This window comes from Thalassotalea hakodatensis (assembly GCF_030295995.1).
Taxonomy (GTDB): Bacteria; Pseudomonadota; Gammaproteobacteria; order Enterobacterales; family Alteromonadaceae; genus Thalassotalea_C; species Thalassotalea_C hakodatensis.
The window spans coordinates 3,301,943-3,327,702 of record NZ_AP027365.1 but is presented as its reverse complement, the minus strand read 5'-3'; the positions used below and the strand labels follow the sequence as shown (position 1 = coordinate 3,327,702).

Here is a 25,760-nt window from a genome sequence, read left to right as displayed (position 1 = left end):
TTGTTGTATATGATACCAAGCCCAACTAATAAGTGCTCTATTAGCAACGTTTTATCGTTAATAGGTAAGGCATTAATTGCAAATCATGGTATTAATCTATACTTAACTTTAACGGAAAAAGTATGTCAAAACACTTTTTTGGAAAACTAACCAATTTATGGCACACAGATTGTCAATTTTGTCGTCGTGCGCGATTGATCTTTATTTGGTTAATTGTCATGTTATTGGTCGACTTTTATTGGTTCCATTTGATTTTTTAGTACAAACAACGAGAGGGCATTATGGGACTTCGCTGGACAGATTCACTCGATATTGCGCTTGATTTGATGGAGCAGCATCCAGAAGTGGATCCTTACAAAATACACTTTACTGACTTACGTGAATGGGTTTTAGCGCTTGAAAACTTTGATGATAACCCAAACCATTGCGGTGAAAGGGTATTAGAAGCGATTCAATTAGCATGGATGGACGAAATGTAATTAAACGCTCAAGCGGTTAGCGTACTCAATGTATGCTAATTATATTGTCGCGATTGTTTAGTGTGAAAAGATCTTTACCGACGAAACTATATAAGGTCTTTTTTTTCTCTATTTTTAACAATTTATCCAGTGCTCGGGTTTGTTGAACGCGTTAGTTCGACTATAATCAGGCGCTATAGCTTATGCTTAAATTAAGTCTTATCGCAACCAACTGGCGCAAATAATACACACTTATGACAACAAACAAACAACGCCCTCTATATATTCCCTATTCAGGCCCTAATTTATTAGAAACCCCTTTACTTAATAAGGGGTCTGCTTTTTCTCGTGAAGAACGTAAACAATTCAATTTAACTGGTTTATTACCTCCGTCGTACGAAACGATTGATGAACAAGTTGAACGTTGCTATATGCAATATAGTAGTTTCCGCACTAATTTAAATAAGCATATATACCTGCGTGCAATACATGACAAAAATGAAACCTTGTTCTTTAAGCTAGTGCAAGCACATTTAGCGGAAATGATGCCGATAATCTATACACCGACAGTAGGTGATGCCTGTGAAAAGTTCTCTGACATTTATCGCAGCAATCGTGGCTTGTTTATTTCATATGAAGATCGTCATGACATTGACGATATATTACGCAACGCGACTAAAAATAAAGTTAAAATAATTGTAGTCACTGACGGTGAGCGTATTCTTGGCCTTGGTGATCAAGGTATCGGAGGTATGGGGATTCCTATTGGTAAACTTTCTTTATATACCGCTTGTGGTGGTATTAGTCCTGCGTATTGTTTACCTGTGATGCTCGATGTGGGCACAAACAATGAAAAATTACTTAATGATCCAATGTATATGGGGACACGTAAGCCACGCATTGATCAACAAGCATATGATGAATTTGTCGATCTGTTTGTTCAGGCAGTAAAACGTCGCTGGCCACACGTCATGTTGCAGTTTGAAGATTTTGCACAGCCTAATGCTATGCCGCTGCTAAATCGTTATAAAGATCAAATATGTTGTTTTAATGATGATATCCAAGGCACAGCATCAGTAACCGTTGGTACTTTACTCGCGGCTTGCCGGATAAAAGGCGGGCAGTTATCAAAGCAAAAAGTGGTATTCGTTGGCGCGGGTTCCGCCGGGTGTGGTATTGCAGAACAGATAATTGCACAAATGATCAGTGAAGGAGCAGCGCCTGCACAAGCACGCAGTCAAGTGTATATGATTGATCGCCACGGTCTGGTAACCCAAGGTATGGGGGGCCTTAGAGACTTTCAAGAAAAGCTTGGTCAGCAGAGGTCAGCTATTGCTTCGTGGAAAATCGCTGGTGAATATGCAACGCTACAAGAAACGGTTGAACAAGCACAACCTGACATTTTAATTGGTGTATCTGGTGTTGCTGGCTTATTTACTGAACACGTGATAAAAGCCATGACAGTATATAATGACAAACCGATAATTTTTCCACTAAGTAACCCCGTTCGACAAGTAGAAGCAACACCTGAACAGGTCATTAATTGGACAGAAGGGAAAGCAATTGTGGCTACTGGTAGCCCGTTTGAGCCTGTCGAGCATAAGGGGGATATTTTCCCTGTTGCACAATGCAATAACAGTTATATTTTTCCGGGATTAGGTCTTGCTGTTGTAGCCGCAAATATTAATCGGATCACAGACGAAATGTTAATGGTTGCTAGTAAGACACTAGCAAAAGCTTCACCTTTGGCAAATACTGGTAAAGGTGAATTGTTGCCACCATTAACTGAGATCGCCAATTTGAGTAAAGAAATAGCTTTTGCTGTTGCGCAGGTAGCATTTGACCAAGATTTAGCATTGCGTATTGATGATGACGCGTTAACAGCCAAAATAGAACGTAATTTTTGGCAGCCGGCTTATCGACAATATCGTCGTTGTAGCCTGTAAGTCTTGAGCATACTTGAAGCAGCTCTTTGATGACAATGGGCTGTTTCTTTAAATTGATAATGGGTTTTTATGTTCGAAACGTTTTAACTTCCTTCGGTTCTCGTCTTGGCTATATGTCTAAATTGAGACTAGAATATGGCCAAAATTGATACCACAAAGCTAAACTCCCCCTATTTAAAACAATCTTTATTCCTAGGTAGGCATTTGCTAACAATTGGTCTATAATCGCGCCAAAATTTATATTCTAGTTCAAAAATTGAGGGCTTATCATGGCTATCGAACGTACTTTTTCTATCGTAAAACCTGATGCAGTAGCAAAAAATGTTATTGGTCAAATCTACAACCGCTTTGAAACTGCTGGCTTAACTATTATTGCTTCAAAAATGGTTCATCTTTCTAAAGAACAAGCTGAAGGCTTCTATGCTGAGCACAGCGAACGTCCTTTCTTTGGTGCTTTAGTTGAATTCATGACTTCTGGCCCAGTGATGGTTCAAGTACTTGAAGGTGAAGGTGCAGTATTAAAAAATCGTGAAATCATGGGTGCTACTAATCCTGCTGAAGCATTAGCAGGTACTTTACGTGCAGATTATGCAAACTCTATCGACGAAAATGCTGTTCACGGCTCAGACGCTGTAGAATCAGCGGCTCGCGAAATCGCGTATTTCTTCTCTGATGACGAGATTTGCGCACGCACTCGTTAATTTTCATTAAACACAGGCTTTAACGGTAGTTAATTGTTGATAACCTTGTTCTATTCGAGCAGTGATATCGTTATTAAAAAATTGTTAAGCGCTTAGTTTAATTGATAAAAGACAATAAAAGGGTTTTATCGGTATTCGGTAAAATCCTTTTGTTTTGTTAGATGATTAGCATAAGTTCTTGCTGCGCATAGACGAATAGCTAATTTATGCTAGTTATCTTAATTGTCTCTTTTGTTGAAAAAGTGTACAATTTTGCCCCTTGAATTTTGTAGTATTGAGAGTTTTTTAATATGAGTGAAGCCGCAACCATTGTTCAACCAACTATGACGAAAGTTAATTTATTAAACTTTGACCATCAAGGGTTGCGTGAGTATTTCGCTTCAATCGGCGAAAAACCGTTCCGTGCTGATCAAGTCATGAAATGGATGTACCATTTTGGGTACGACGATTTTGAACAAATGACAAATTTGAATAAAAAATTGCGTGAAAAATTATCGCGTAACTGTGAAATTCAAGCGCCAGAAATCTCGCAAAAACAAGTATCAACTGATGGCACCATAAAGTACGCGTTAAAGTTAGAGGGTGGTCAAGAAGTTGAAACGGTTTGGATCCCTGAAAATAATCGTGCAACCTTATGCGTTTCTTCACAAGTAGGTTGTGCCTTAGAGTGTACTTTTTGTTCAACAGCTCAGCAGGGTTTTAATCGTAATTTATCCGTCGCTGAAATTATTGGCCAAGTCTGGCGCGTTGCGAATGATATTGGTGCAACTCGTATTGCTGGTAAGCGACCAATCACTAACATAGTGATGATGGGGATGGGTGAACCATTATTAAACATGAAAAACTTACTGCCAGCGCTTGATAACATGTTAAACGATCTAGGTTATGGTTTATCTAAACGTCGTGTAACTGTGAGTACATCAGGCGTTGTTCCTGCACTTGCTATGTTAAAAGAAAAAATTGACTGTGCCTTGGCTATTTCAATACACGCACCAAATGATGAATTACGAAACGAACTAGTGCCAATCAATAAAAAATATCCACTACAAGACTTTCTAGCAGCATCTCGTCAATATATCGATGGCTCAAAAGCACAAAAAGCAGTGACCGTTGAGTATGTGATGATACAAGAAGTGAATGACTCTACAGAACATGCACATGAACTCGCTCATGCATTGAAAGACACTCCAAGTAAGGTCAACTTAATTCCTTTTAATCCTTACCCAGGTTCGCCGTATCAACGTTCAAGTAATTCACGTATTGATAGATTTGACAAAGTGTTACAAAGTTATGGTTATACCGTGATCACAAGGCGCACGCGAGGTGATGATATTGATGCCGCGTGTGGACAGCTTGCCGGCGAGGTTTTAGACCGTACAAAACGTACTGCAGCCATCGCAGAACACGCAAATGAAAAAAAACAGGTGAAAGCTGAACAAATTTCAGTGAAAATAGTCTGATAACAATAATGCTTGTGTCGGTATATATGGATAATTTTCTGAGAACAATGACTTGTTTGATCATCTTTTTAGGTTTAACGGGCTGTGTCACCCAAACTTATGAAAATGATAAAAACACGCCCGTGATACAAAATGAATCATCGAACAATGAAATTGCGATGACCAGAATATCATTAGGGCTTGGCTATTTAAAAATGGGTAATACCACGCAGGCTAAACTTAATTTAGAAAAAGCAAAACGTTCAGCGCCTAAACTTGTTCAAGTACATACTGCCTTTGCTCATTATTATGATACTGTTGGTGAGCCAAAACTAGCAACTCAAGCTTACGAGAAAGCGTTATCAATTAATAGTGATGACCCAGATACATTGAATAATTACGGTGTCTTTCTTTGTAAACAAGAGAAATATGCACTTGCTGAACAGAAAATGTTAAAGGCTATTGCCGTTCCTACGTATTTATTAGTGGCAAAAAGTTATGAAAATTTGGCATTATGTCAACTTGACGCGGATGCGTTTGACAAGGCCGAACATTATTTACATAAATCAATTCAGCACAGTCCAAGTAATGCCTCTACGATTTTACACATGATGCGCTTACAATATGCAAAGGGCGATTATCAATTAGCTGAGCAGTACTTAAAAAGGTATGAGAAAGCCACCCGACGTTTTATGCCAGAAGCGTTAGCATTAGCGTTTAAAACCTATCAGAAACAAAATAAAGCGGGTGTTGCCAAAAATTACGCGAGTATGTTAGTGAAAATGTTTCCGCAATCATTCCAAGCAAAGCAATTTTTACTCAATGGGCTTGATCATACAGAAGCTGACGAGTTAGCTGAAAAATACCAATTATTAACAAAGCCATTACTTCTGAATAAAAAGAAAAAGCGTGTGGTTAAGCTATCACCTAAAGGGTATAGTGCTGAGTCAAAAAATGTAAACGCGAAAAAACGTAATAATACTAAAAAATTTGCGCGTGATAGAAGTAAAACGGATGAAAAAACTGTTCAGTCAGTAAGCCATGTAGATAGTAAAAAAGCAGAAAACAAGGTGACACTGTCGAATGAGAGTATCACGACAAATGAAAAAAAATCGTCAATCCCTCAACACATTGTGAAAAAGGGTGACACGTTATTCTCCATTACGGTGAAATATAATATTCACATGAAAGCGTTAGAACGCTGGAATAACTTTTCTCGAAATCAATCAATTAAGATAGGTGATGTTATTTTACTTGCTGATCCTAAGAAGTAACAACCATTAAATGACCAACATGACGACAAACGAACATTTAGAAATACAAACTGAAGAACCAAAAACTTTAGGCCCAGGAGAAATGCTTGCTCAAGCACGCAAAAAAATGGGGTTAAGTGAATTGGATGTTGCGGAACGATTGAACTTCAGGAAAGCTTTAGTTGGTGAAATAGAACAAGATATTTTTGACGCGTCATTGCCTGCCACCTTCAACCGTGGCTATTTAAAAAGCTATGCTAAGCTGGTTAATCTTCCTGAAAAAGAAGTGTTAGCAAGCTATGAAACACTTAATATTGGTTCTACGCAAGATAAGCAAGGCACATTCATGCAAAGTTTTTCGAAGGAAACTGAAAAACAAGCAGAAAATAGCAGACTGATGTGGCTAACGTATTTGATCCTTGCGGCACTTGTTGGTTCAAGTGTGATTTGGTGGATACAAGATGCGAAACAAAGCCAGAAAACAGCAGTTGTTGACACAACATCTAGTACAGAAGAGCAATCCAGTTCCATTGAGCAACCAATATTAACAACAGTAGATGTTGACGAACAAACCGAAAATAAAATTATTGATGAAACGAACATAGCGCCTCTATCGGAAACCTTAAAAGCGACGACTGAAAACAAGATAACAACTCAGGCAAGTTCAGAACAATCATCAACTGAAGTACTTCAACAAGCTGATAATGCTATCTCTAATGATGTACCATTAACTAACGATTCCGTAACGGAAAAGAGTATAGCCAGTACCGGTGTTGCAGAACCTAACGAACAGTTATCTCTAACATCTTCAAATGAACCACTAACGTCTGCCCAATTTACTTTTTCAGGCGATTGCTGGGTCAATATCTATGACGCAACAGGCGAACGTGTGGCATGGGGTATTAAAAAAACGGGCTATGTTATGAATATATCAGGGCAGGCACCGTTTAAAGTTACTTTAGGAAAGCCAGAATTGGTGACGATTGCTTTTCAAGGTGACAATATTGATATGTCGCAATTTTCCCGTGGCAACATTGCGAAATTTACCTTGCCACTCGATGCAGAAAATCAAGCAGAGTAAACGAATTTATTATGTTTAAAGAATCCCCTATTATTCGTCGAAAATCACGCCAGATTATGGTTGGTAATGTACCTGTTGGTGGTGATGCACCTATAGCCGTTCAGTCTATGACTAATACATTAACCACTGATGTTGCTGCTACGGTAAAACAAATAAAAGCGTTAGAAGCTGTTGGCGCTGACATCGTAAGGGTAAGTGTACCTACTATGGATGCAGCAGAAGCTTTTAGAGAAATTAAACAACAAGTATCTGTGCCGTTAGTGACTGATATTCATTTTGACTATCGTATTGCACTCAAAGTGGCGGAATATGGCGCAGATTGTTTACGTATTAACCCTGGAAATATCGGCCGTGAAGATCGTGTTAGAGCAGTAGTAGAATCTGCACGCGATAAAGGTATTTCAATTCGTATTGGAGTTAACGGGGGCTCGTTAGAAAAAGATATTCAAGAAAAATATACAGAACCTACCGCTGAAGCATTACTTGAATCAGCGATGCGTCATGTTGATATTCTCGACCGTTTAAACTTCCATGATTTTAAGGTCAGCGTTAAAGCTTCCGATGTTTTTTTAGCTGTTGGCTCGTATCGGTTATTAGCAAAACAAATCGATAACCCATTACATCTTGGTATTACTGAAGCTGGCGGTTTGCGAGCGGGTGCGGTTAAGTCATCAGTTGGGCTAGGGTTGTTATTATCTGAAGGTATTGGCGATACTTTACGCGTGTCTTTGGCTGCAGATCCTGTAGAAGAAGTGAAAGTAGGTTTTGATATTTTAAAATCATTAAAACTACGTAGCCGTGGTATCAATTTTATTGCTTGTCCAAGTTGCTCTCGTCAAGAATTTGATGTGATCAGTACTGTTAATGAGTTAGAGCAACGTGTTGAAGATATTATGACACCGATGGATGTTTCGATTATTGGTTGTATCGTTAATGGCCCTGGCGAAGCAACGGTTTCAGATTTAGGCTTAACCGGTAGCAGTAAAAAGAGTGGCTTTTATTTAGATGGTATCAGGCAAAAAGAGCGCTTTGATAACAACCAATTGGTTGATCAACTTGAACAACGCATACGCGCAAAAGCAAAGTTAATGGATCAAGCCAATAAAATTGCGGTCAAAGAGATCGACAATTAAGTTCGGTAGTTTACGTTTATCGCTAAACTGCCTATAATGCGCGCTGCATTTTACATTTCCAATAGCAAAAAGAGAGCCTTCTAGGTGAGTAAAACAATTCAGGCTGTTCGTGGTATGAACGACTGCCTTCCTTCAGAAACGAATATTTGGCAGATGGTTGAATCAGTCTTACGCCGTGTTGCCAGTAACTATGGTTTCGCCGAAATTCGTATGCCAATTGTCGAATCTACCGCACTTTTCAAACGCTCAATCGGCGAAGTCACCGATATCGTTGAAAAAGAAATGTACACTTTTGATGATCGTAATGGTGACAGTTTAACGCTGCGTCCTGAGGGGACTGCTTGTTGTGTACGAGCGGGTAATCAACATGGTCTGCTTTATAATCAAGAGCAACGCTTATGGTATATGGGGCCGATGTTTCGTCATGAGCGTCCGCAAAAAGGTCGCTATCGTCAATTCCATCAATTTGGCTTAGAAGCCTTTGGTATAGCAACACCTGATATTGATGCTGAAGTTATTTCATTAACTTATCGACTTTGGAAGGAACTTGGCATCGATGAGTTTGTCACACTAGAATTGAATTCGTTAGGATCTAACGAAGAGCGCGCTGCGTATCGCGATGCATTAGTGACCTTTTTATCTGAAAAAGAAGATTTATTGGATGATGACTCAAAAAGGCGTATGCATACTAACCCGTTGCGAGTATTAGACAGTAAAAATCCTGACGTACAAAAAGCGTTAGAAGGAGCACCTAAATTAGCTGACTATTTCGGTGAAGAGTCAACTAAACACTTTGAGGGTGTATGCCAACGTTTAGACGCCGCAGGCATTAACTATGTACTTAATGATAAACTGGTACGTGGTTTAGATTATTACAATCGTACTGTATTTGAATGGACAACAGATAGCTTGGGCGCACAAGGAACAATCTGTGCCGGTGGTCGTTACGATGGCTTAGTTGAACAATTAGGCGGCAAGGCAACACCTGGTTTTGGATTCGCGTTAGGTATTGAACGATTAGTGTTAATGTTAACGAGTTTAGATAAAGTGCAAAATGTAAGGCCACAAGTTGATGCCTATGTGATCAGCTTAGGCGAAGGTATAGACATTAAAGCTACAGCACTTGCCGAACAATGGCGAGATGAAGTCCCACAAACGCGTATACAAACACATTGTGGTGGCGGTAATATGAAAAAACAAATTAAGCGTGCTGATAAGTCAGGCGCTCAGGTTGCGCTTATTTTAGGTGAAGATGAGCTGGTTAATCAGCAAGTCACGGTAAAATATTTACGTGGTCAACAAGAACAACAACAAATGGCATTTGATCAAGTGCCAGCGTTATTAAAAAGTTTACTTTAAAGGAATCGTTGTGGATATACATCAAACAGAAGAACAACAAGTTGAACAACTTAAAAGAATTTGGAATGAATATGGTAATGCCATCATTGCTGGCTTAGTGTTGGGTTTTTCTGGCTTCATAGGTTATGGCTATTACAAAGATAATAAGTTAAGCCAAGAGATAGAAGTTTCTGAAAATTACCAGCAAGTGATCACTTTATTAGAACAAGATGATGAGGCGTTTCAAACACGTGGTCAGGACTTTATCAAAAATAACAGTGGAACAAGTTACGCTAGCTTAACCGCACTTGCTTTAGCAAAAGATTCTGCTGAACACAAAGACTGGGCACAAGTTGAAACGTATTTAAATCAAGCGATTGAAAATACTACCAACAAAGCAATGCAAGCATTAGCTAAATTACGCTTAGCGCGTGTTCAACTTGAAACTAAACAAATTGAATTAGCGTTGAAAACGTTAAATGGTGAATTTCCTGAAGCGTTTAACGCCGAGCGTGAAGAAATTAAAGGTGATGCCTATGTTTTAAATGGTGATAAGGCAAAAGCTCGCACGGCTTATCAGGCAGCATTAGACGCAAGCTCAGCAGGTACTAACCCTGTATTACAAATGAAGTTTGATAACCTAGCAGAGCAAATTGTTCTACCTAAATAACCTTGCTTTTTTACATAACGCGTGATTAAACGGAGCCATTAGTGCTAAAAATAACAAACGTATTACGACATAAAACATTGCTTATTGGCTGTTTATTAACAGGCTTAATGGCATGTTCTTCCACTGATGATGAAATAGATCCAAATGAACCAGTGGAGCTAACAGAAATTACCGAACGATTTGAAGTTGATGTGGTTTGGGAAGAGAGCATTGGTGGTGTAGGTAAGTATTTTTCACGTATTACTCCTCTTGTCGCCTATGACAAGCTTTATAGCGCAAGCCGAGAAGGTGAAGTTTATGCAATGGATCCAGCTACCGGTAAAGAGCTATGGCGTACAGATTTGCGGAAAGAAGGTGAAGGCGGATTTTTCTCTAGTAAGCCAACAGCGTATCTTAATGGTGGTCCAACTGCAGCAATGAATAAAGTCTTCATTGGTAGTGAAAATGGCGATATCTATGCATTAGATGCAGAAACAGGTGAGTTAAGCTGGCACAGTAAAGTGAAAGGTGAAGTGTTAGCCGCACCAGGTTTCGATGCTGGCGTACTTGTTGTAAATACGGCATCAGGCGTTGTTAAGGCGTTTAACGCCACTGATGGTGAAACACTATGGCAAATAGAGCAAGATGTGCCACCATTAACACTTAGGGGTACCAGCTCACCAGCATTAGCTGCTGGTGGTGCAGTTGTTGGTGCGCCAAATGGTAGTTTAACCGTATACTTATTAGAAAATGGTCAACAAGGATGGACATCAGAAATAGGCGAAGCAACGGGTTCAACAGAGTTAGACCGTGTTGTTGATATTGATTCAAGCCCTATAATTTATGGTGATAAAGCCTATAGTATTTCTGCTCGCGGTAACTTAGCGTCAGTAGATTTACGAAGTGGAAGAGTGCTATGGAAGCGTCAATATTCTTCTTACCGTGACCTTGAAATTAGTGGTAATACGATTTACTTAACTGATGTTAAAGGCCATGTTTATGCGATTGATCGCGTAAACGGCACAGAGAAATGGAGTCAACTTGCGCTCACTAACCGTAATGTTACAGGGCCAAAAGAATTCGATAACTACATTGTTGTGGGTGACTTTGAAGGCTATTTACATTGGTTAGATAAAGAGTCAGGCGATATTGTTGCTCGTCATCATGTTGATGGCAGTGGTGTATATGCAACACCGACGACAGATGGAAATTTACTTTTTGTCCTGTCAAAAGATGGTGATCTACAGGCGATTAAAAAGCCTTAGTCCCATTTAAAGTGCTAAGATTAAAGCGGCTCTGCAATGTTTGCAGGGCCGCTGTTGTTTATTAAATAGAAAATTTTGAGGTAATCATGCTTCCTGTTGTTGCGCTTGTAGGGCGTCCTAATGTTGGAAAATCAACTTTGTTTAACCGCTTAACGCGTAGTCGTGATGCATTAGTTGCTGACTATCCAGGCTTAACGCGAGATAGACAGTACGGTCAAGCAGAGGTTGAAGAGCACCCTTTCATTGTTATTGATACGGGTGGTATTCACGGCAATGAAGAAGGCATTGATGCTTTAATGGCTGAGCAATCTTTAATGGCTATTGAAGAAGCAGATGCGGTGTTATTTATGGTAGATGCCCGTGCTGGTTTAACATCAGCTGATCAAGGTATTGCTGATTACCTGCGAAAACAGAATAAAAAAGTCTTTCTTGTTGCCAATAAAATAGATGGTATTGACGCTGATTCAGCGGTTGCTGAATTTTATCAATTAGCACTAGGAGAGGTGCATCAGATTGCCGCTGCTCATGGTCGTGGAGTGACACAGTTATTAACGCTGGCATTAACACCTCATATTGAAGCGCTAGGTGAAACTCAAAATGACGATGACAATGAACCGTTATCTGAGGAAGCATTAATTGATCAAGCACCCGATGAAAACGACACGATAAAGTTAGCGATTATTGGCAAACCGAATGTTGGTAAATCAACATTAACGAACCGTATTTTAGGCGAAGAACGGGTGGTGGTTTATGATATGCCCGGCACAACCCGAGATAGCGTTTATATTCCAATGGAACGCAACGGCAGAGAGTACACCCTAATTGATACAGCGGGTATTCGTCGTCGTAAAAATGTGACAGATGTTGTTGAAAAATACTCCGTGATCAAAACACTTCGAGCCATTGAAGATGCTAACGTATGTTTGCTCGTGATTGATGCCCAAGAAGGTATTTCTGATCAAGATTTAAGTTTGCTTGGTTTTATTCTTGAGGCTGGGCGTTCATTAGTGGTGGCGGTAAACAAATGGGATGGACTCGATGAGAGCGTTAAAGATCGTATCCATAAAGAATTAGATCGTCGCTTAGGCTTCATTGATTTTGCACGTATTCATTTTATTTCTGCGCTGCATGGAACCGGTGTTGGGCATTTATATGAATCAGTTGAAGAAGCATTTGTGTCTGCAACGAAACGTATTTCGACGTCAATGGTGACAAAAGTATTAGATATGGCAGTGTTTGATCATCAACCACCTATGCATAATGGTCGCCGTATCCGATTAAAATATGCGCATGCCGGTGGTTACAATCCACCCATCATCGTGATACATGGTAATCAGGCGAAATTTTTACCGCAATCTTATAAACGTTATTTAATGAATTATTATCGTAAATCATTAAAAATTATGGGAACGCCGATAAAAATTGAGTTTAGAGAAACATCGAACCCGTTTGCTGGTAAGAAAAAGCTTTCTTACAGTGAACAAAAGAAGTTAGCGCGTAAAACACAAGGCTACAAAACTTCAGAGTAACAATATAGCGTGATAAATTAATATTATTTCTGTGTGCTAATACGTTGCATTACAACGTATTTTTAGCTAATTTTATAACTATTATTTATCACGACTATAAAAACATGCCTTCGTCGCCAACCAAAATAGAAACGGTAGATCGGCTTAATCGCAATTTAGGCTTACTACTTGCCGGCTCTTTAGTTACGATTGATATTGCCACGCCGGCCGGTCAAAAAGGTAAATTTAGAACAACGTTCATCGGCTATTTACCTAAAAAATACGTGCTCGTTCAATTTCCTGATAAAAATAAACTCGGCAGTTTTAGTCAGTTTTTAACGCAAGGTGTTGCAGTTACTGTGCGAGGGTTGATTGAAGGGCACGAAGGCTCAGTTGCTGCATTTGTGAGTACGGTGAAACAAACGTTACAAATACCCTCTAAAATTATGGTGTTAGATTTTCCGCGTTCATTAAGTGTTCAAAGTTTACGTAAATCTATTCGAATTGACACCGATATTGTTTCTAAAGTGTTCGTCGAAGGTCAATATTGGCAAGGGTTGATCACTGATCTTTCGCTATCAGGTTGCCAAATACTGATTAAAAATGGCGAAAAGCTTAATATGACCAAAGATAAATCTATCAGTGTGATCATAGAAAACTTTCAAGATCTTAATAATTTAAAACTACCAGGTACTATGTGCGCCATTAAACCTGTACTTAATGGCGTTTCCATTGGCGTAAAATTTAATGAAAATGCGCGTGAGTTAGTGATAAAGTTACTTCATCATGTCATCACGCTAGAAGTTTAGTTGTCTTCAACGGAAGTGACTGTCGCAGCAAAGGTACCGTCAGACAGTTGTACTTCAACACTCTTACCAATATCAACTTGCTTTACAGACTTAACAATACCCATTGTCGTTCGTGTCACGCTGTAGCCTCTTGCTATGGTTGCTAATGGGCTTACTAATTGTAATTGTTCAATGCATTTAACAAATTTTTGCTGTTTACGTTGATGACTAAAGTTTATCGCCTTAATTAAACGTGTTTGCAATGATTCTGAATGCTGCTGTTGTCTGATGATATTTTGTTGAATAGGCAACTGTGCAAATCGCTGATTAACCAATTTACTCGGTAAAGAAAGCCGTGCTAACTGGTTAAGTTGTGCGGTAGTTAATCTGTTTGCGAGTTCATCTGCTCGTTGTTGTTGCGTGACAATGTGTTGTTCAGGATGAACACGATCAAGACGATGAGTTATGTTTGTAAGTTGCTGATGCCATTTTTCAGTGGTGATTGATAATTGTCGAATTAATCGTTGCTTCAATTGTAGGGCTTTATCGAGCGTATCAGCGGTATTCTTTGACGCTATTTCTGCAGCTGCAGAAGGAGTAGCCGCTCTAACATCGGCGACATAGTCAGCTAATGTAGTGTCAATTTCATGGCCTACAGCACTAATGATTGGTATTTTGCTTTGGTAAATGGCTTCTACGACGATTTCTTCGTTAAACGACCATAAATCTTCCAGAGAGCCGCCACCGCGACCAACAATGAGTGCATCGCATTCTCTTCGAAGATTCGCTTGCTCAATGGCAGCTGCAATATCATGCTTTGCGTCTTTACCTTGTACCAATGCAGGGTAAATAATAACGTGGGTTTGCGGGCTTCTGCGTTGTAATACCGATAGAATATCTTTAATCGCTGCACCTGTTGGTGATGTTACTACACCAATCGTATTAATATGATCTGGTAATGCTTGTTTGTTGTGCGTTGAAAAATAGCCTTGAGCATTTAATGTCACTTTTAATTTTTCAAATTGCTGTTGGAGTAAACCGTCACCAGCATCATCCATTTGATCGATGATTAATTGAAAGTCACCGCGAGGTTCATATAGTGAAACACGAGCACGTACAAGAACTTGTTGGCCATTTATCGGCTTATTACGTACTTTATTATTGTTACCTTTAAACATGGCACATCTTACTTGTGCTTTACTATCTTTTAACGATAAATACCAGTGGCCAGAGGCAGCAGCAACAAAATTTGATATTTCGCCTGTCAGCCATACGGTACTCATTTCACTTTCTAAAAGGTACTTTACTTTCTTCGTCAGTTCGCTAATTTTTAAAATATACTGTTGGCTCATAAGGAAACAAAATTAGGATAAGGATCATTTATGCCAGCCATTATAAGTTTTTCTGTAAAATAGTAAAAATTAAGTTTACCTGACAGGCGAAAACGGTTAAAATTCTGCCGCAATATTTCCTCCCTAGCCACTTTAATTAGAGAGATGTTGCGATGCTACGAATTGCTCAAGAAGCACTAACTTTTGATGATGTTCTACTTGTACCTGCCCACTCAACGGTACTGCCTCATACGGCCGAATTGAAAACCAAATTAACCCGAAAAATTGAATTAAATGTACCTATGGTTTCTGCATCGATGGATACAGTGACCGAAGCGCGTCTAGCGATTACGTTAGCGCAAGAAGGGGGGCTAGGTTTTATTCATAAAAATATGACCATCGCTGAGCAAGCTAAAAACGTTTCTACTGTGAAAAAGTTTGAAAGCGGGATAGTAACTGATCCTGTTACAGTTAGCCCAACTGCTTCTATTGAATCTGTGATGATGTTAGCTGATGAACTTGGCTTTTCTGGTTTTCCTGTTGTGGATGACGCTAATAACCTTGTTGGTATTGTAACCGGTCGTGACTTACGTTTTGAAACGGACCTATCAAAGCCAGTATCGGCGTTAATGACTGAAAAAGAACGGCTAGTAACGGTAAAAGAAGGTGCTAAGCGAGAAGAGATTTTAGGCTTAATGCATGAGCATCGCATTGAAAAAACCTTAATGGTTGATGATGCATTTAAATTAACAGGTCTTATTACTGTTAAAGATTATCAAAAAGCTGAAAGTAAGCCGAATGCATGTAAAGACGCATTAGGTCGTTTGCGTGTTGGCGCTGCAGTAGGCGTTGGTGCAGGTACTGATGAACGTATTGATGCATTAGTTGCTGCGGGTGTTGATGTGTTATTGATTGATACTTCACATGGACATTCTCAAGGCGTACTTGATCGCGTAAAAGAAACCCGTGATAAATACCCTGATTTACAAATTGTTGCTGGTAACGTGGCAACAGGCGAAGGTGCAAAAGCGTTAGTTGATGCTGGAGTTGATGCCGTCAAAGTAGGGATTGGCCCAGGTTCAATTTGTACAACACGCATTGTTACCGGTGTAGGTGTACCGCAATTAACAGCAATATCCAATGCTGTAGATGCTATTAAAGGAACTGGTGTACCTGTGATTGCTGATGGCGGAATTCGCTTTTCGGGTGATATTGCAAAAGCATTAGTTGCAGGTGCGCATTGTGTCATGGTTGGTAGTATGTTTGCTGGTACTGAAGAGTCACCAGGCGAGGTAGAACTTTACCAAGGGCGTTATTACAAATCTTATCGCGGTATGGGATCTTTAGGCGCTATGTCGCAAAAAGAAGGATCAAGTGACCGTTATTTTCAAAAATCTGATGGAGAAGCTGATAAATTAGTACCAGAAGGTATTGAAGGTCGGGTTGCTTATAAAGGCCCAGTTTCAGCGATTATTCATCAGCAAATGGGGGGCTTACGCTCTTCAATGGGGCTTACAGGTTCAGCTACAATAGAAGAAATGCGTACTAAACCTCAATTTATGAAAATAACAGCTGCAGGCATGGGTGAATCTCATGTGCATGATGTTGCCATCACTAAAGAAGCGCCTAATTATAGAATGGGCTAATGTGCATACGTTTAATCGCTTTAGTGTTTTAGTAAAACATTAATGCATTAAATGTTGTTAGTTATTTTACAGGCTGATTTTTTAAATCAGCCTGTTACTTTTAAACTTATAAAAGGTTTTGATATGACCAAAGATATCCATGATTCACGAATACTTATTCTAGATTTTGGCTCGCAATATACTCAATTAATCGCACGACGTGTACGTGAAATCGGTGTGTATTGTGAGTTATGGGCGTGGGATGTAACTGAAGAACAAATCAAAGAGTTTAATCCAAGTGGTATCATTTTAGCTGGTGGCCCTGAATCTGTTACTGAACTAGACTCACCAAGAGCACCTGAATATGTATTTAACGCAGGAGTGCCACTATTTGGTATCTGTTATGGCATGCAAACCATGGCTGAACAGTTAGGTGGTGGCGTTCATGGTTCAGAGCATAAAGAATTTGGCTATGCAGCAGTGGAAGTTATTGCAGAGTCTCGCTTGTTTACCAATATTGAAGATCGTATTGCAGATAACGGCAAAGCATTATTAGATGTGTGGATGAGTCACGGAGATAAAGTTTCGGCGATTCCACCAGGTTTTAAAACGCTTGCGCAAACACCAAGTTGTAAATTTGCAGCGATGGCCAATGAAGAAAAGCAATTCTATGGTGTACAATTTCACCCTGAAGTTACCCATACCAAGCAAGGTATGCGTATTTTAGAACATTTCATTGTTGATATTTGTGGCTGTGAAAAACTTTGGACGCCAAGTTCAATTATTGAAGATGCAATAGACAAAATTAAAGAACAAGTGGGTGATGACGAGGTAATTCTCGGCCTTTCTGGTGGCGTTGATTCATCAGTGGTTGCGATGCTAATTCACCGCGCTATTGGTGATAAACTAACGTGTGTTTTTGTTGATAATGGCTTGCTTCGCCTGAACGAAGGGCAACAAGTGATGGATATGTTTGGTGATCACTTTGGGCTAAACATTTTACATATTAATGCTGAAGATCGATTTTTAAACCGATTAAAAGGTGAAGCAGACCCTGAAGCTAAACGTAAAATTATTGGCAATGTATTTATTGATGTTTTCGATGAAGAAGCAAGTAAACTTGCGAATGCTAAGTGGTTAGCACAAGGCACTATTTATCCTGATGTCATTGAATCTGCAGCGTCAAAAACCGGTAAAGCGCATGTGATCAAGTCTCACCACAATGTGGGGGGCTTACCAGAAGACATGGAATTAGGGTTAGTTGAGCCATTACGAGAACTTTTTAAAGATGAAGTGCGTAAAATTGGTTTAGAATTAGGGCTACCTTACGACATGCTTTATCGTCACCCGTTCCCAGGCCCAGGTTTAGGTGTACGTATACTTGGTGAAGTGAAAAAAGAATACGCTGATTTACTTCGTCGTGCGGATGCCATTTTCATCGAAGAATTACATAAACATGATTTATACAACAAGGTAAGCCAAGCATTTACGGTATTCTTACCGGTTCGTTCAGTTGGTGTTATGGGCGATGGTCGTAAATATGATTGGGTGGTAAGTTTGCGCGCCGTTGAAACAATTGATTTTATGACTGCACACTGGGCACATTTACCATACGACTTCTTAGGATTAGTGTCTAACCGCATTATTAATGAAATTGATGGTATATCACGTGTCGTTTACGATATTTCAGGAAAACCACCAGCCACGATTGAGTGGGAATAACACTTAGTAACGTTTAAGTTGTAGAAAAAACCAGTGATAGTTCACTGGTTTTTTGTTTAAATAGTGTTCAGCGGTATGTTTAGCGTCATTTTGTGAAAGGGAAATTAAATAATGAAAAATCTAATACTTTGCTTATCATTAACACTATTTAGCTTATCTGTTTTTGCGTTTTCTGATTATCCAGAGGGGTGCGAAAATTTCACGTTAGAAGTGGAACCAATGTGGATACCTCAAATGCCCAAATACCCAGAAAAGGCATTGAAATCAGGTGTTGAAGGTTGTGTATTATTAACATTTGCTGTTACTACTTATGGCAGTGTAAAGGATGTATCAGTTGTTCATGAATTCCCTAAAGGAAAAGGTTTTGCCGAACAGGCTAAAAAAGCAATGTCACGTACCAAATATAAGCCTTTAGTTAAAAATGGCGAACCGCAAGTACAAGAAAATGTACAATATCAGTTCTCATTTCGTGATGGCGTTGTTCATAAATCCGAGTAAATGTTAAGCTGAGTATGCTATTTATACCAATTCGCATAAATATTCGGTCATTCAGCGAGAATTAAACGCTTTAGAGGCACGGCGTTGATTGCAGAGAATGGTTATTCAGGAGAACGTGCTCCTGCGTTCTCTAATAAGCTACATCCTTGTAGCGTCCTTGTTAAAATCAACAACACAGGCTATGAAGCGTTTAAACTCGCCATTTGGGAGCGTGTTAGAGGCGCGATAATTGCGCAAAACGTGTTTGGTGTAGAAGAACTATACCTGCACACGTTTCGCTTATTCTCCCACCTCTGACGTCGCTCTGAACTGACTTAATCTTTATGCGAATTGGTATTATTTATGATTATTCAAGCGCTTCCTAAGCATGCAGATGCAATAGCATCTATTTATAATCATTATATAAAACATACTATGGTTACCTTTGAAACTGAGCCGGTAAGTGCTGAGGATATGATTTGCCGCATGCGAGATTGCGCTAAAGCGGAGCTTCCTTGGTTCGTTGCTATTGAGAATGAGCAAGTGATTGGGTATGCGTACGCGAGCAAATGGAAGGGGCGTTGTGCATACCAGTACTCAGTGGAAGCAACTGTCTATCTATCTCCTTCTGTTGTTAGTAAAGGATGGGGAACAAAATTATATCAAAGTTTATTGTCGCAATTAGCGGGTAAAAATTTGCATGCAGTTATCTGCGGTATTGCATTACCTAATAAAGCGAGTGTTGCTTTGCATGAAAAATTAGGGATGGAAAAAGTAGCGCATTTTAAACAGGTTGGCCGTAAGTTTGATCAATGGATAGACGTAGGTTATTGGCAACGACTACTAAATCATGAAGATGAGATGCATTAAGTCAGGTTAAAAATAGGGCATAACAAAAACTCACATTTATTGACAAAGCAACAACAGTTCACCGCAAGAATAAAACACTCACACTGCGTAAACTTCTTGGCATATTTCACTTTATGACCAAACTACCATGGACAAAAAATTACCTATTAACCTTTTCACCGTAGGTATTTGCTTGCAATTACCCTTGTTATCCATTGCTGAGGAACTAAGTCAGCAAGTCACTAATGACGCTATCGAAAAAATAGAAGTTAAAGGCAGGAGAAATCAACCTAATACACAACTCAGTGCGGAGACTGAAAAACTATTAGCGATAGCAGGAATAGCGCATGACCCGCTTAATTCAGTGTATAGCTTACCAGGGGTTGTCTATGCGGGCGGTGACGACGGTGGTGAGCCTGCCGTAAGAGGGTCTTCGCCCGATGATAATGCATTTTATATTGATGACTTACCTGCGGGGTATATTTTTCATTTATTTGGCGATAGCATTTTTAATGAAAATGTCGTTCGCGACTTTAAACTGCACCCCGCAGCATTTAATAGCCAATACGGTAATGCGACGGGTGGTGTTTTTGATGTGCAATTACGTGATCCTAAACAGCAAGATATTGAAACGATTGTTGATCTAAGTTTTTTAAAAACAGGGGTCATGGTTGAAGGTGGCGTAACGGAAGATCAAGCCTTTTATTTTTCTTATCGCCGCAGTTTAATGCATTTATTCTTACCCGAGGGTGACGAAGAAGATGGCTATACTATCTTTAAAGCACCAGTCAGTGACGATTATCAAGGTAAATATCAATGGTTAGTTGGCAGTGACCACAAGGTGACTTTTACTGTCAATGGTGCCAGTGACGTTGGTGGTATTAATATTTCTGCTGCATCTGAACAAGGTCGGGTTGATCCAGATTCTATTGGTGATTTAAAGCTGAAAACGCGTTTTGATAGCCAAGGCATCTCTTGGCAGTACTTTGGTGATGGCGGTAAAATTATGCAATTAGTTTTTGGTCATAATCAGGAAAAAATTGAAGAATTTTATGGCGAAGGCCAGTTTATTGATATTGATAAAGAACAGTATGATTTAAGGTTTCAGTATCAACTTGAATGGTTTAAAAATCATACGTTAATACTTGGCAGTGATCTACAACACAAGGTGTTTAATTATCGTTTTGATGCGATCCCCTATTACTGCACTGATCATGATCAAGACTGTGAGAGTAAAAAAGGTGAGAGAATTCAAGATGAAGATAAACTAACTAATAATACTACCGCGTTTTACGTTAATGATAAGTGGTATATCAATCATGCTTGGCAATTGGAGGTAGGGCTCAGAGCTGAACGGAATGATTACACAGAGCAATCATTTTTACATCATCGCTTAGCGCTTAACTGGTTTGCGTCCGATGCAATAACGATTGGGTTAAAGCAAGGTTCGTATAGTCGTTTTCCTGATATTGAAACAGTATTAAAAAAGATAGGTAATCCTGCTTTAGACTCACCTAAAGCTCAACATTATGCCCTCAGCGTTGAATATCAAGTGAATGATCTTTGGCAAAGCTCGATCGAACTCTATTATAAGGATCTTAAAGACTTACCCAGATCTCTCGATGAAGATGATGCCAATGTTGAGCTACACTATAGCAATGACATGTCGGGTAGTGCTAAGGGGATTGAATGGGTACTAAAAAGAGAGTTAGCCGATGATTGGTATGGTTGGGCTTCAATCAGTTGGTCTAAAAGTGATAGAACGGATGACTTTACCAATCGCACAACCGAATATTATTTAGACACCCCTTTGCTAGCTAACGTTGTCGCCAACTATCAATACAATGAGCGTTGGGATTTTGGTGTCAGGTTAACGGTTCGTAGTGGCCAAAAATATACGCCAATTATTGGGCTTAGAGAAAACCCAGACTATCCCACACATTTTTTACCTACTTACGGTGATTTAAACAGTGAAACACTACCGACTTATCATCGCTTAGATTTACAAGCGAATTATAAAACACGTTATTGGGGACACGAAGCACAATGGACATTTGCACTGCTTAATGCGACAAATAGTGATAACTTCTCTGGTTACTATTATGCGCCCGATGGCAACGAAACACTAACGGATTACAACATTGAAGGTGAAGAAGGTATGGGGATGTTTCCTTCTATAGGTCTGAAAATGACGTTCTAGCGACAAGAGGTAGTGTTTGGTAAGTTGAATTATATCTATACAGGCTCATTATTAAAATTAATAGGATTATCCTGAAAGATACAAAATGACTTTTCAGGATAATACAGATGTGAAAGCATGTCATTCGATGCACCATAATAGATTGGTTCTCTTATAAACATGAAGTGCTATGAATTACAGTAATGCTATTAGTAAATTAAATACATCGATTAATTGATAATCTTGAATTTAACAGGAAGATAAGAATTAATGGTTATCACCCCCTATTTACAGTTCTTTATAGATGTCTTTACAAATAAATAGAGAAATAAGAGCGCTTAATATTGCGGACTTTTTAGTTATCACTTAATGTAATGGCGTTAACAATAATAATAAATAGTGAATAGCAGTGATTAATAAAAATAATAAAGGCTTTACTTTAATAGAGTTAGTGGTGGTAATCGTTATTTTAGGTGTGTTAGCAGCGACTGCTGCACCAAAATTTGTTGATTTGTCAAAAGATGCTGATGAAGCAGTTTTTACCAGTATGGCTGCTTCTTTCAAAAGTGGTGTGAACCAAGTACATATAGCTTGGTTGATCCGTGGTAATAACCAAGCAGTGCAAGATTTTATCACTATTTCTGATCCATTAGCTGGTGGCGACTTAAGTGTCAACAGTGCCGGTTACCCCGCTGATACGCGGGGCGTAAGTTTAACATTAAACAGTGAAAATGATTGTTTGGATGTGTGGAGAGCAGTATTAGATTCTCAAGATGCACTAGTTGCAGGAAACGACTCTAGTGATTTTGAAGCAACGTATAATGGTGGTAATTCCTGTACGTATATTTACACTAAAATGCCCAATTTTACCGTAAATTACAATTCAAATACCGGTGATATTGTGATTAATAATTAGGATCTGTTGAACTTTAGCGTTTGTTTTATAATTGTTGTTCGCAATTTACATAAAATAACCATGCGACATTGCTCACGTATTGTACAAAATGTTTAATCACGAAAGATCAACAGATCTAATCCTTTGCTATTTTACAACAAAGGCAATGTTACTTACACTTTTTTACTAAACGTGTACTTTCTTAACACAGACTCATCATAAAGCCGTGCTTATAATTGAATTTCTTTTAACTATGATGAAGATTATTTATGTATAAATATATATTTTTAAGCATGCTTTTTGTGATGATGTCTGGTTGTGCAACACCAGGTGTTGATCGAGCGGAGCAACAAAAACTCATTCAAGAATTTTATGCCTCAGTGGTTGATGTTACACCGGTAACATTATCTTCTAATGTTGGAACAGGTGTATTAGTTGGTGCTGGTGTAGGGATACTGGATGAATCAGATGGTAATAGCGAAGACATGATTGCTGCCGGAATTGCTGGCGCATTAATTGGTGGTTTGTTTACCGCTATTACTGAAGGAAGTGATGAAGCCTTTGAGTACTCTCTATTTAACGCCGAACGCGGAAGTTTTACCCTTATTCAAAAAGAACATCTTATCGATGCGAGATGTGTCAAAGTGAGAGTTGCAGATATTGCAACGATAAACGTTGTTGATAGTGCATTTTGTACCGCCTAGGGTGAGTTGATGGCGAAAGTCATTTTCAGTTCGTCGCACAGTTTTTTGCGAATGTTCATGAGATGTATACATTGCTTTTAAGCTTAATGTTAAATGGGTTAATGTTTGACAGTTACTTGCTCAAAAGATATGGTTTAATATTACGATATTGTTCGTATTTCTCGTTTCTGTAACGATTAATAGCCACGGAATATACTGTGATAAATAACGATAACAATAATTGAACAAGGATCATGTGAACGATGAAAAAATTAACGTTTGTGCGCTTAGTCGTACTGTTTTCTTTTCTACCATTAAGTATTATCAACGCTCAACCGGTTAAAACATCTGCGTTGTTAAATGAAAGCTCTTCTCAGCCAACAGCCGTTGATTCTTTAAAGAAAAAAGCGGTGAGAATAAACGCTTTAATGAGTGATTATCATGCATTGCGTGAACTAAATGGCAGTGTGCTAGTCGCCAAAAATGGCAAGATTATTTTTGAAAAAGGTTTTGGTAAAGCAAATTTTGAATGGGGGATAAAAAACGATCCCAACACAAAATTTCGTATTGGCTCTTTAACAAAGCAGTTTACTGCAACACTGATTATGCAGTTAGTTGAAAAAGGTTCCGTTGATTTACACGCGCCTATCAGCCAATACTTAACGTATTACCGAAAAGATATTGCTGACAAAGTTACGATACATCAATTACTTAATCATACTTCTGGTATTCCAAGCTATACCAGTAAAGAGAACTTTAGAAATAAAGTCAGTAGAAACTCTTATCAGGTTGAAAGTTTTATTCAGCAGCATTGCAGTGATGATTTAGCATTCGAACCAGGCAGTAAGTTTCAATATAGTAATTCAGGCTACTTTATTTTAGGCGCCATCATAGAAGTCGTAACAGGAGAGACTTTTGCAGAGTCGTTAGATAAGCACATTTTACTGCCATTAAAAATGCATGATACTGGCTACGATAATGGACAAGAAATTTTAACCAATAAAGCGCAAGGTTATGAAAAGCTATTAGAAGGTTATCAGCATGCCGATTATCTTGATATGTCGATCCCTTATGCTGCCGGTTCAATGTATTCAACAACGCGTGATTTATTAAAGTGGGATAATGCCCTTCATGAGGGGACGGTAGTAAGTACACCGTTACAAAAGAAGATGTATGAAGATACAAGTGATCGGAATTATGGCTATGGTTGGATGATTGAGCACCTGCCAGCAGAAAAATTCGGCAAAGCAAAGTCTATTGTAAAACACGGCGGTGGTATTAATGGGTTTAATGCTTTTATTACGCGGGTGATTGAAGATAAATATTTAGTGATCATATTAAATAATGCCGGTGGCGCCCCGATGACAGCAATGACGGAAGGTATCCTAAATATTCTCTACAATAAACCGGTTGCACCTGCACAGCAACACCCAATGTATGCACTTTTTCAACAATATAAAAAAGGTGGTATTAAGGCGCTAGAACAGCAGCAAGAGTTACGTAAGCAGCAGGGTGAAAGCATCAGTGAACGTCATCTGAATTCATTAGGTTACTTATTAATTAGCTCGAAACGATTAGGTGACGCTATTAACATATTTACCTTTAATACCCGTATACACCCAACATCTGCAAACGCCTATGACAGCCTTGCTGAGGCGTACTACCTTAATGAACAACACGACAAAGCTATTGAATTTTATCAAACCTCACTGTCATTTGATGCAAGTAATGACAATGCTAAACAGATGATCGAAAAAATATCAGTTTTGTAATAAATATTAAAAGCACAAAGGAGCCAGCAGTGAAAGTATACGGAGACAGTCAATCAGGTAATTGCTATAAAGTGAAGTTGCTGTTATCACTGCTTGCGATTGAGCATCAATGGGTTCATGTTGATATTCTTAGCGGCGAATCTCACACCACCGCTTTTCTCAATAAAAACCCTACGGGTAAAATACCACTATTAGCGCTCGACGATGGGCGCTTTATTGCTGAATCAAATGCAATCATCAATTTTCTAGCGGCGGGAAGTGAACTACTTTCATCAGATCCTTATCAATATGCGAAAATCCAACAATGGCAGTTCTTTGAACAATACAGTCATGAGCCTTATATTGCAGTGGCAAGGTTTATTGCAAAATACCTAGGTTTACCAGCAGACCGTAAAGCAGAGTATCTTGCTAAACAAGAAGGTGGACATAAAGCGCTTGCCGTAATGGAACAACAATTATTGCAAAGCTCATTTATAACGGGGGATAAAATCACCACTGCTGACATCGCACTATATGGCTATACGCACGTTGCTGATGAAGGAGGATTTGATCTCTACAGATATCCCGCTATCATACAGTGGCTTAAACGAATTCAGTCTTTACCTAATTATATTGCGATGTAATAAAAGCCAACGGTTAAATAACGTATTTATTACCTTGATATGTTG

22 protein-coding genes are annotated in these 25,760 nt (G+C 39.0%); 21 read left to right on the top strand and 1 reads right to left on the bottom strand.

Translation table 11 applies throughout. The features are described 5' to 3' along the window. The first annotated feature begins 281 nt into the window (after window positions 1–281). The 12 genes from iscX (at window position 282) to QUE72_RS14720 (ending at window position 13,580) form a co-directional block, all read left to right on the top strand. On the top strand, window positions 282–479 hold the full coding sequence (gene iscX / locus QUE72_RS14775; protein ID WP_074498865.1) for a Fe-S cluster assembly protein IscX: 198 nt from the start codon (window positions 282–284) through the stop codon (window positions 477–479). 233 nt (window positions 480–712) lie between these two features. After that, entirely contained in the window at window positions 713–2,404 is a 1,692-nt protein-coding gene (locus QUE72_RS14770; protein ID WP_074498864.1) for an NAD-dependent malic enzyme, read from the top strand. A gap of 269 nt (window positions 2,405–2,673) precedes the next feature. Next, window positions 2,674–3,105, top strand: coding sequence for a nucleoside-diphosphate kinase (gene ndk / locus QUE72_RS14765; protein WP_074498863.1), 432 nt, complete (start codon window positions 2,674–2,676; stop codon window positions 3,103–3,105). 290 nt (window positions 3,106–3,395) lie between these two features. Next, a complete protein-coding gene (locus QUE72_RS14760) occupies window positions 3,396–4,565 on the top strand; it encodes a bifunctional tRNA (adenosine(37)-C2)-methyltransferase TrmG/ribosomal RNA large subunit methyltransferase RlmN (RefSeq protein WP_286269822.1) in 1,170 nt (389 codons plus the stop codon). A 26-nt stretch (window positions 4,566–4,591) separates the two neighbouring features. Next, window positions 4,592–5,818: a type IV pilus biogenesis/stability protein PilW gene (gene pilW, locus QUE72_RS14755; protein ID WP_286269820.1), complete on the top strand. Its 1,227-nt coding sequence runs from the start codon at window positions 4,592–4,594 to the stop codon at window positions 5,816–5,818. A gap of 19 nt (window positions 5,819–5,837) precedes the next feature. Continuing rightward, entirely contained in the window at window positions 5,838–6,878 is a 1,041-nt protein-coding gene (gene rodZ / locus QUE72_RS14750) for a cytoskeleton protein RodZ (protein WP_286269819.1), read from the top strand. Window positions 6,879–6,889: 11 nt separating this feature from the next. Continuing rightward, the gene (gene ispG, locus QUE72_RS14745; protein WP_074498860.1) at window positions 6,890–8,011 is read left to right on the top strand and encodes a flavodoxin-dependent (E)-4-hydroxy-3-methylbut-2-enyl-diphosphate synthase; all 1,122 of its coding nucleotides are present in this window, start codon (window positions 6,890–6,892) and stop codon (window positions 8,009–8,011) included. An 84-nt stretch (window positions 8,012–8,095) separates the two neighbouring features. Then, window positions 8,096–9,370, top strand: a complete 1,275-nt coding sequence (gene hisS / locus QUE72_RS14740; protein WP_286269817.1) for a histidine--tRNA ligase — start codon at window positions 8,096–8,098, stop codon at window positions 9,368–9,370. Between the two features lie 10 nt (window positions 9,371–9,380). Beyond that, on the top strand, window positions 9,381–10,019 hold the full coding sequence (locus QUE72_RS14735) for a YfgM family protein (RefSeq protein WP_286269816.1): 639 nt from the start codon (window positions 9,381–9,383) through the stop codon (window positions 10,017–10,019). Between the two features lie 41 nt (window positions 10,020–10,060). Next, on the top strand, window positions 10,061–11,263 hold the full coding sequence (gene bamB, locus QUE72_RS14730) for an outer membrane protein assembly factor BamB (RefSeq protein WP_286269815.1): 1,203 nt from the start codon (window positions 10,061–10,063) through the stop codon (window positions 11,261–11,263). Window positions 11,264–11,349: 86 nt separating this feature from the next. Continuing rightward, window positions 11,350–12,792: a ribosome biogenesis GTPase Der gene (der, locus tag QUE72_RS14725; RefSeq protein WP_074498856.1), complete on the top strand. Its 1,443-nt coding sequence runs from the start codon at window positions 11,350–11,352 to the stop codon at window positions 12,790–12,792. A gap of 104 nt (window positions 12,793–12,896) precedes the next feature. After that, the gene (locus QUE72_RS14720; RefSeq protein WP_286269814.1) at window positions 12,897–13,580 is read left to right on the top strand and encodes a PilZ domain-containing protein; all 684 of its coding nucleotides are present in this window, start codon (window positions 12,897–12,899) and stop codon (window positions 13,578–13,580) included. Here QUE72_RS14720 and xseA read toward each other — a convergent pair. Then, the gene (xseA, locus tag QUE72_RS14715) at window positions 13,577–14,911 is read right to left on the bottom strand and encodes an exodeoxyribonuclease VII large subunit (protein ID WP_286269813.1); all 1,335 of its coding nucleotides are present in this window, start codon (window positions 14,909–14,911) and stop codon (window positions 13,577–13,579) included. The genes QUE72_RS14720 and xseA overlap by 4 nt on opposite strands. A gap of 152 nt (window positions 14,912–15,063) precedes the next feature. Between xseA and guaB the strand changes: the two genes are divergently transcribed. From guaB to QUE72_RS14670, 9 genes are all read left to right on the top strand, one after another. Next, on the top strand, window positions 15,064–16,536 hold the full coding sequence (guaB, locus tag QUE72_RS14710; RefSeq protein ID WP_074498853.1) for an IMP dehydrogenase: 1,473 nt from the start codon (window positions 15,064–15,066) through the stop codon (window positions 16,534–16,536). Window positions 16,537–16,659: 123 nt separating this feature from the next. Further along, the gene (guaA, locus tag QUE72_RS14705; protein ID WP_286269812.1) at window positions 16,660–18,237 is read left to right on the top strand and encodes a glutamine-hydrolyzing GMP synthase; all 1,578 of its coding nucleotides are present in this window, start codon (window positions 16,660–16,662) and stop codon (window positions 18,235–18,237) included. 111 nt (window positions 18,238–18,348) lie between these two features. Next, window positions 18,349–18,735, top strand: coding sequence for an energy transducer TonB (locus tag QUE72_RS14700; protein WP_286269811.1), 387 nt, complete (start codon window positions 18,349–18,351; stop codon window positions 18,733–18,735). Window positions 18,736–19,077: 342 nt separating this feature from the next. After that, window positions 19,078–19,584 (top strand): arsinothricin resistance N-acetyltransferase ArsN1 family B, encoded by a 507-nt coding sequence (locus tag QUE72_RS14695; protein ID WP_286269809.1) that lies wholly within the window; start codon window positions 19,078–19,080, stop codon window positions 19,582–19,584. 127 nt (window positions 19,585–19,711) lie between these two features. Next, the gene (locus tag QUE72_RS14690; RefSeq protein WP_286269808.1) at window positions 19,712–21,763 is read left to right on the top strand and encodes a TonB-dependent receptor; all 2,052 of its coding nucleotides are present in this window, start codon (window positions 19,712–19,714) and stop codon (window positions 21,761–21,763) included. Window positions 21,764–22,151: 388 nt separating this feature from the next. Then, window positions 22,152–22,658, top strand: a complete 507-nt coding sequence (locus tag QUE72_RS14685; RefSeq protein ID WP_286269807.1) for a prepilin-type N-terminal cleavage/methylation domain-containing protein — start codon at window positions 22,152–22,154, stop codon at window positions 22,656–22,658. A gap of 248 nt (window positions 22,659–22,906) precedes the next feature. Beyond that, complete coding sequence (locus QUE72_RS14680) at window positions 22,907–23,341, top strand: hypothetical protein (protein WP_074498849.1); 435 nt, start codon at window positions 22,907–22,909, stop codon at window positions 23,339–23,341. A 242-nt stretch (window positions 23,342–23,583) separates the two neighbouring features. Next, window positions 23,584–25,092 (top strand): serine hydrolase, encoded by a 1,509-nt coding sequence (locus tag QUE72_RS14675; protein ID WP_286269806.1) that lies wholly within the window; start codon window positions 23,584–23,586, stop codon window positions 25,090–25,092. Between the two features lie 29 nt (window positions 25,093–25,121). Then, window positions 25,122–25,715, top strand: a complete 594-nt coding sequence (locus QUE72_RS14670; RefSeq protein ID WP_074498848.1) for a glutathione S-transferase family protein — start codon at window positions 25,122–25,124, stop codon at window positions 25,713–25,715. Window positions 25,716–25,760 lie beyond the last annotated feature (45 nt).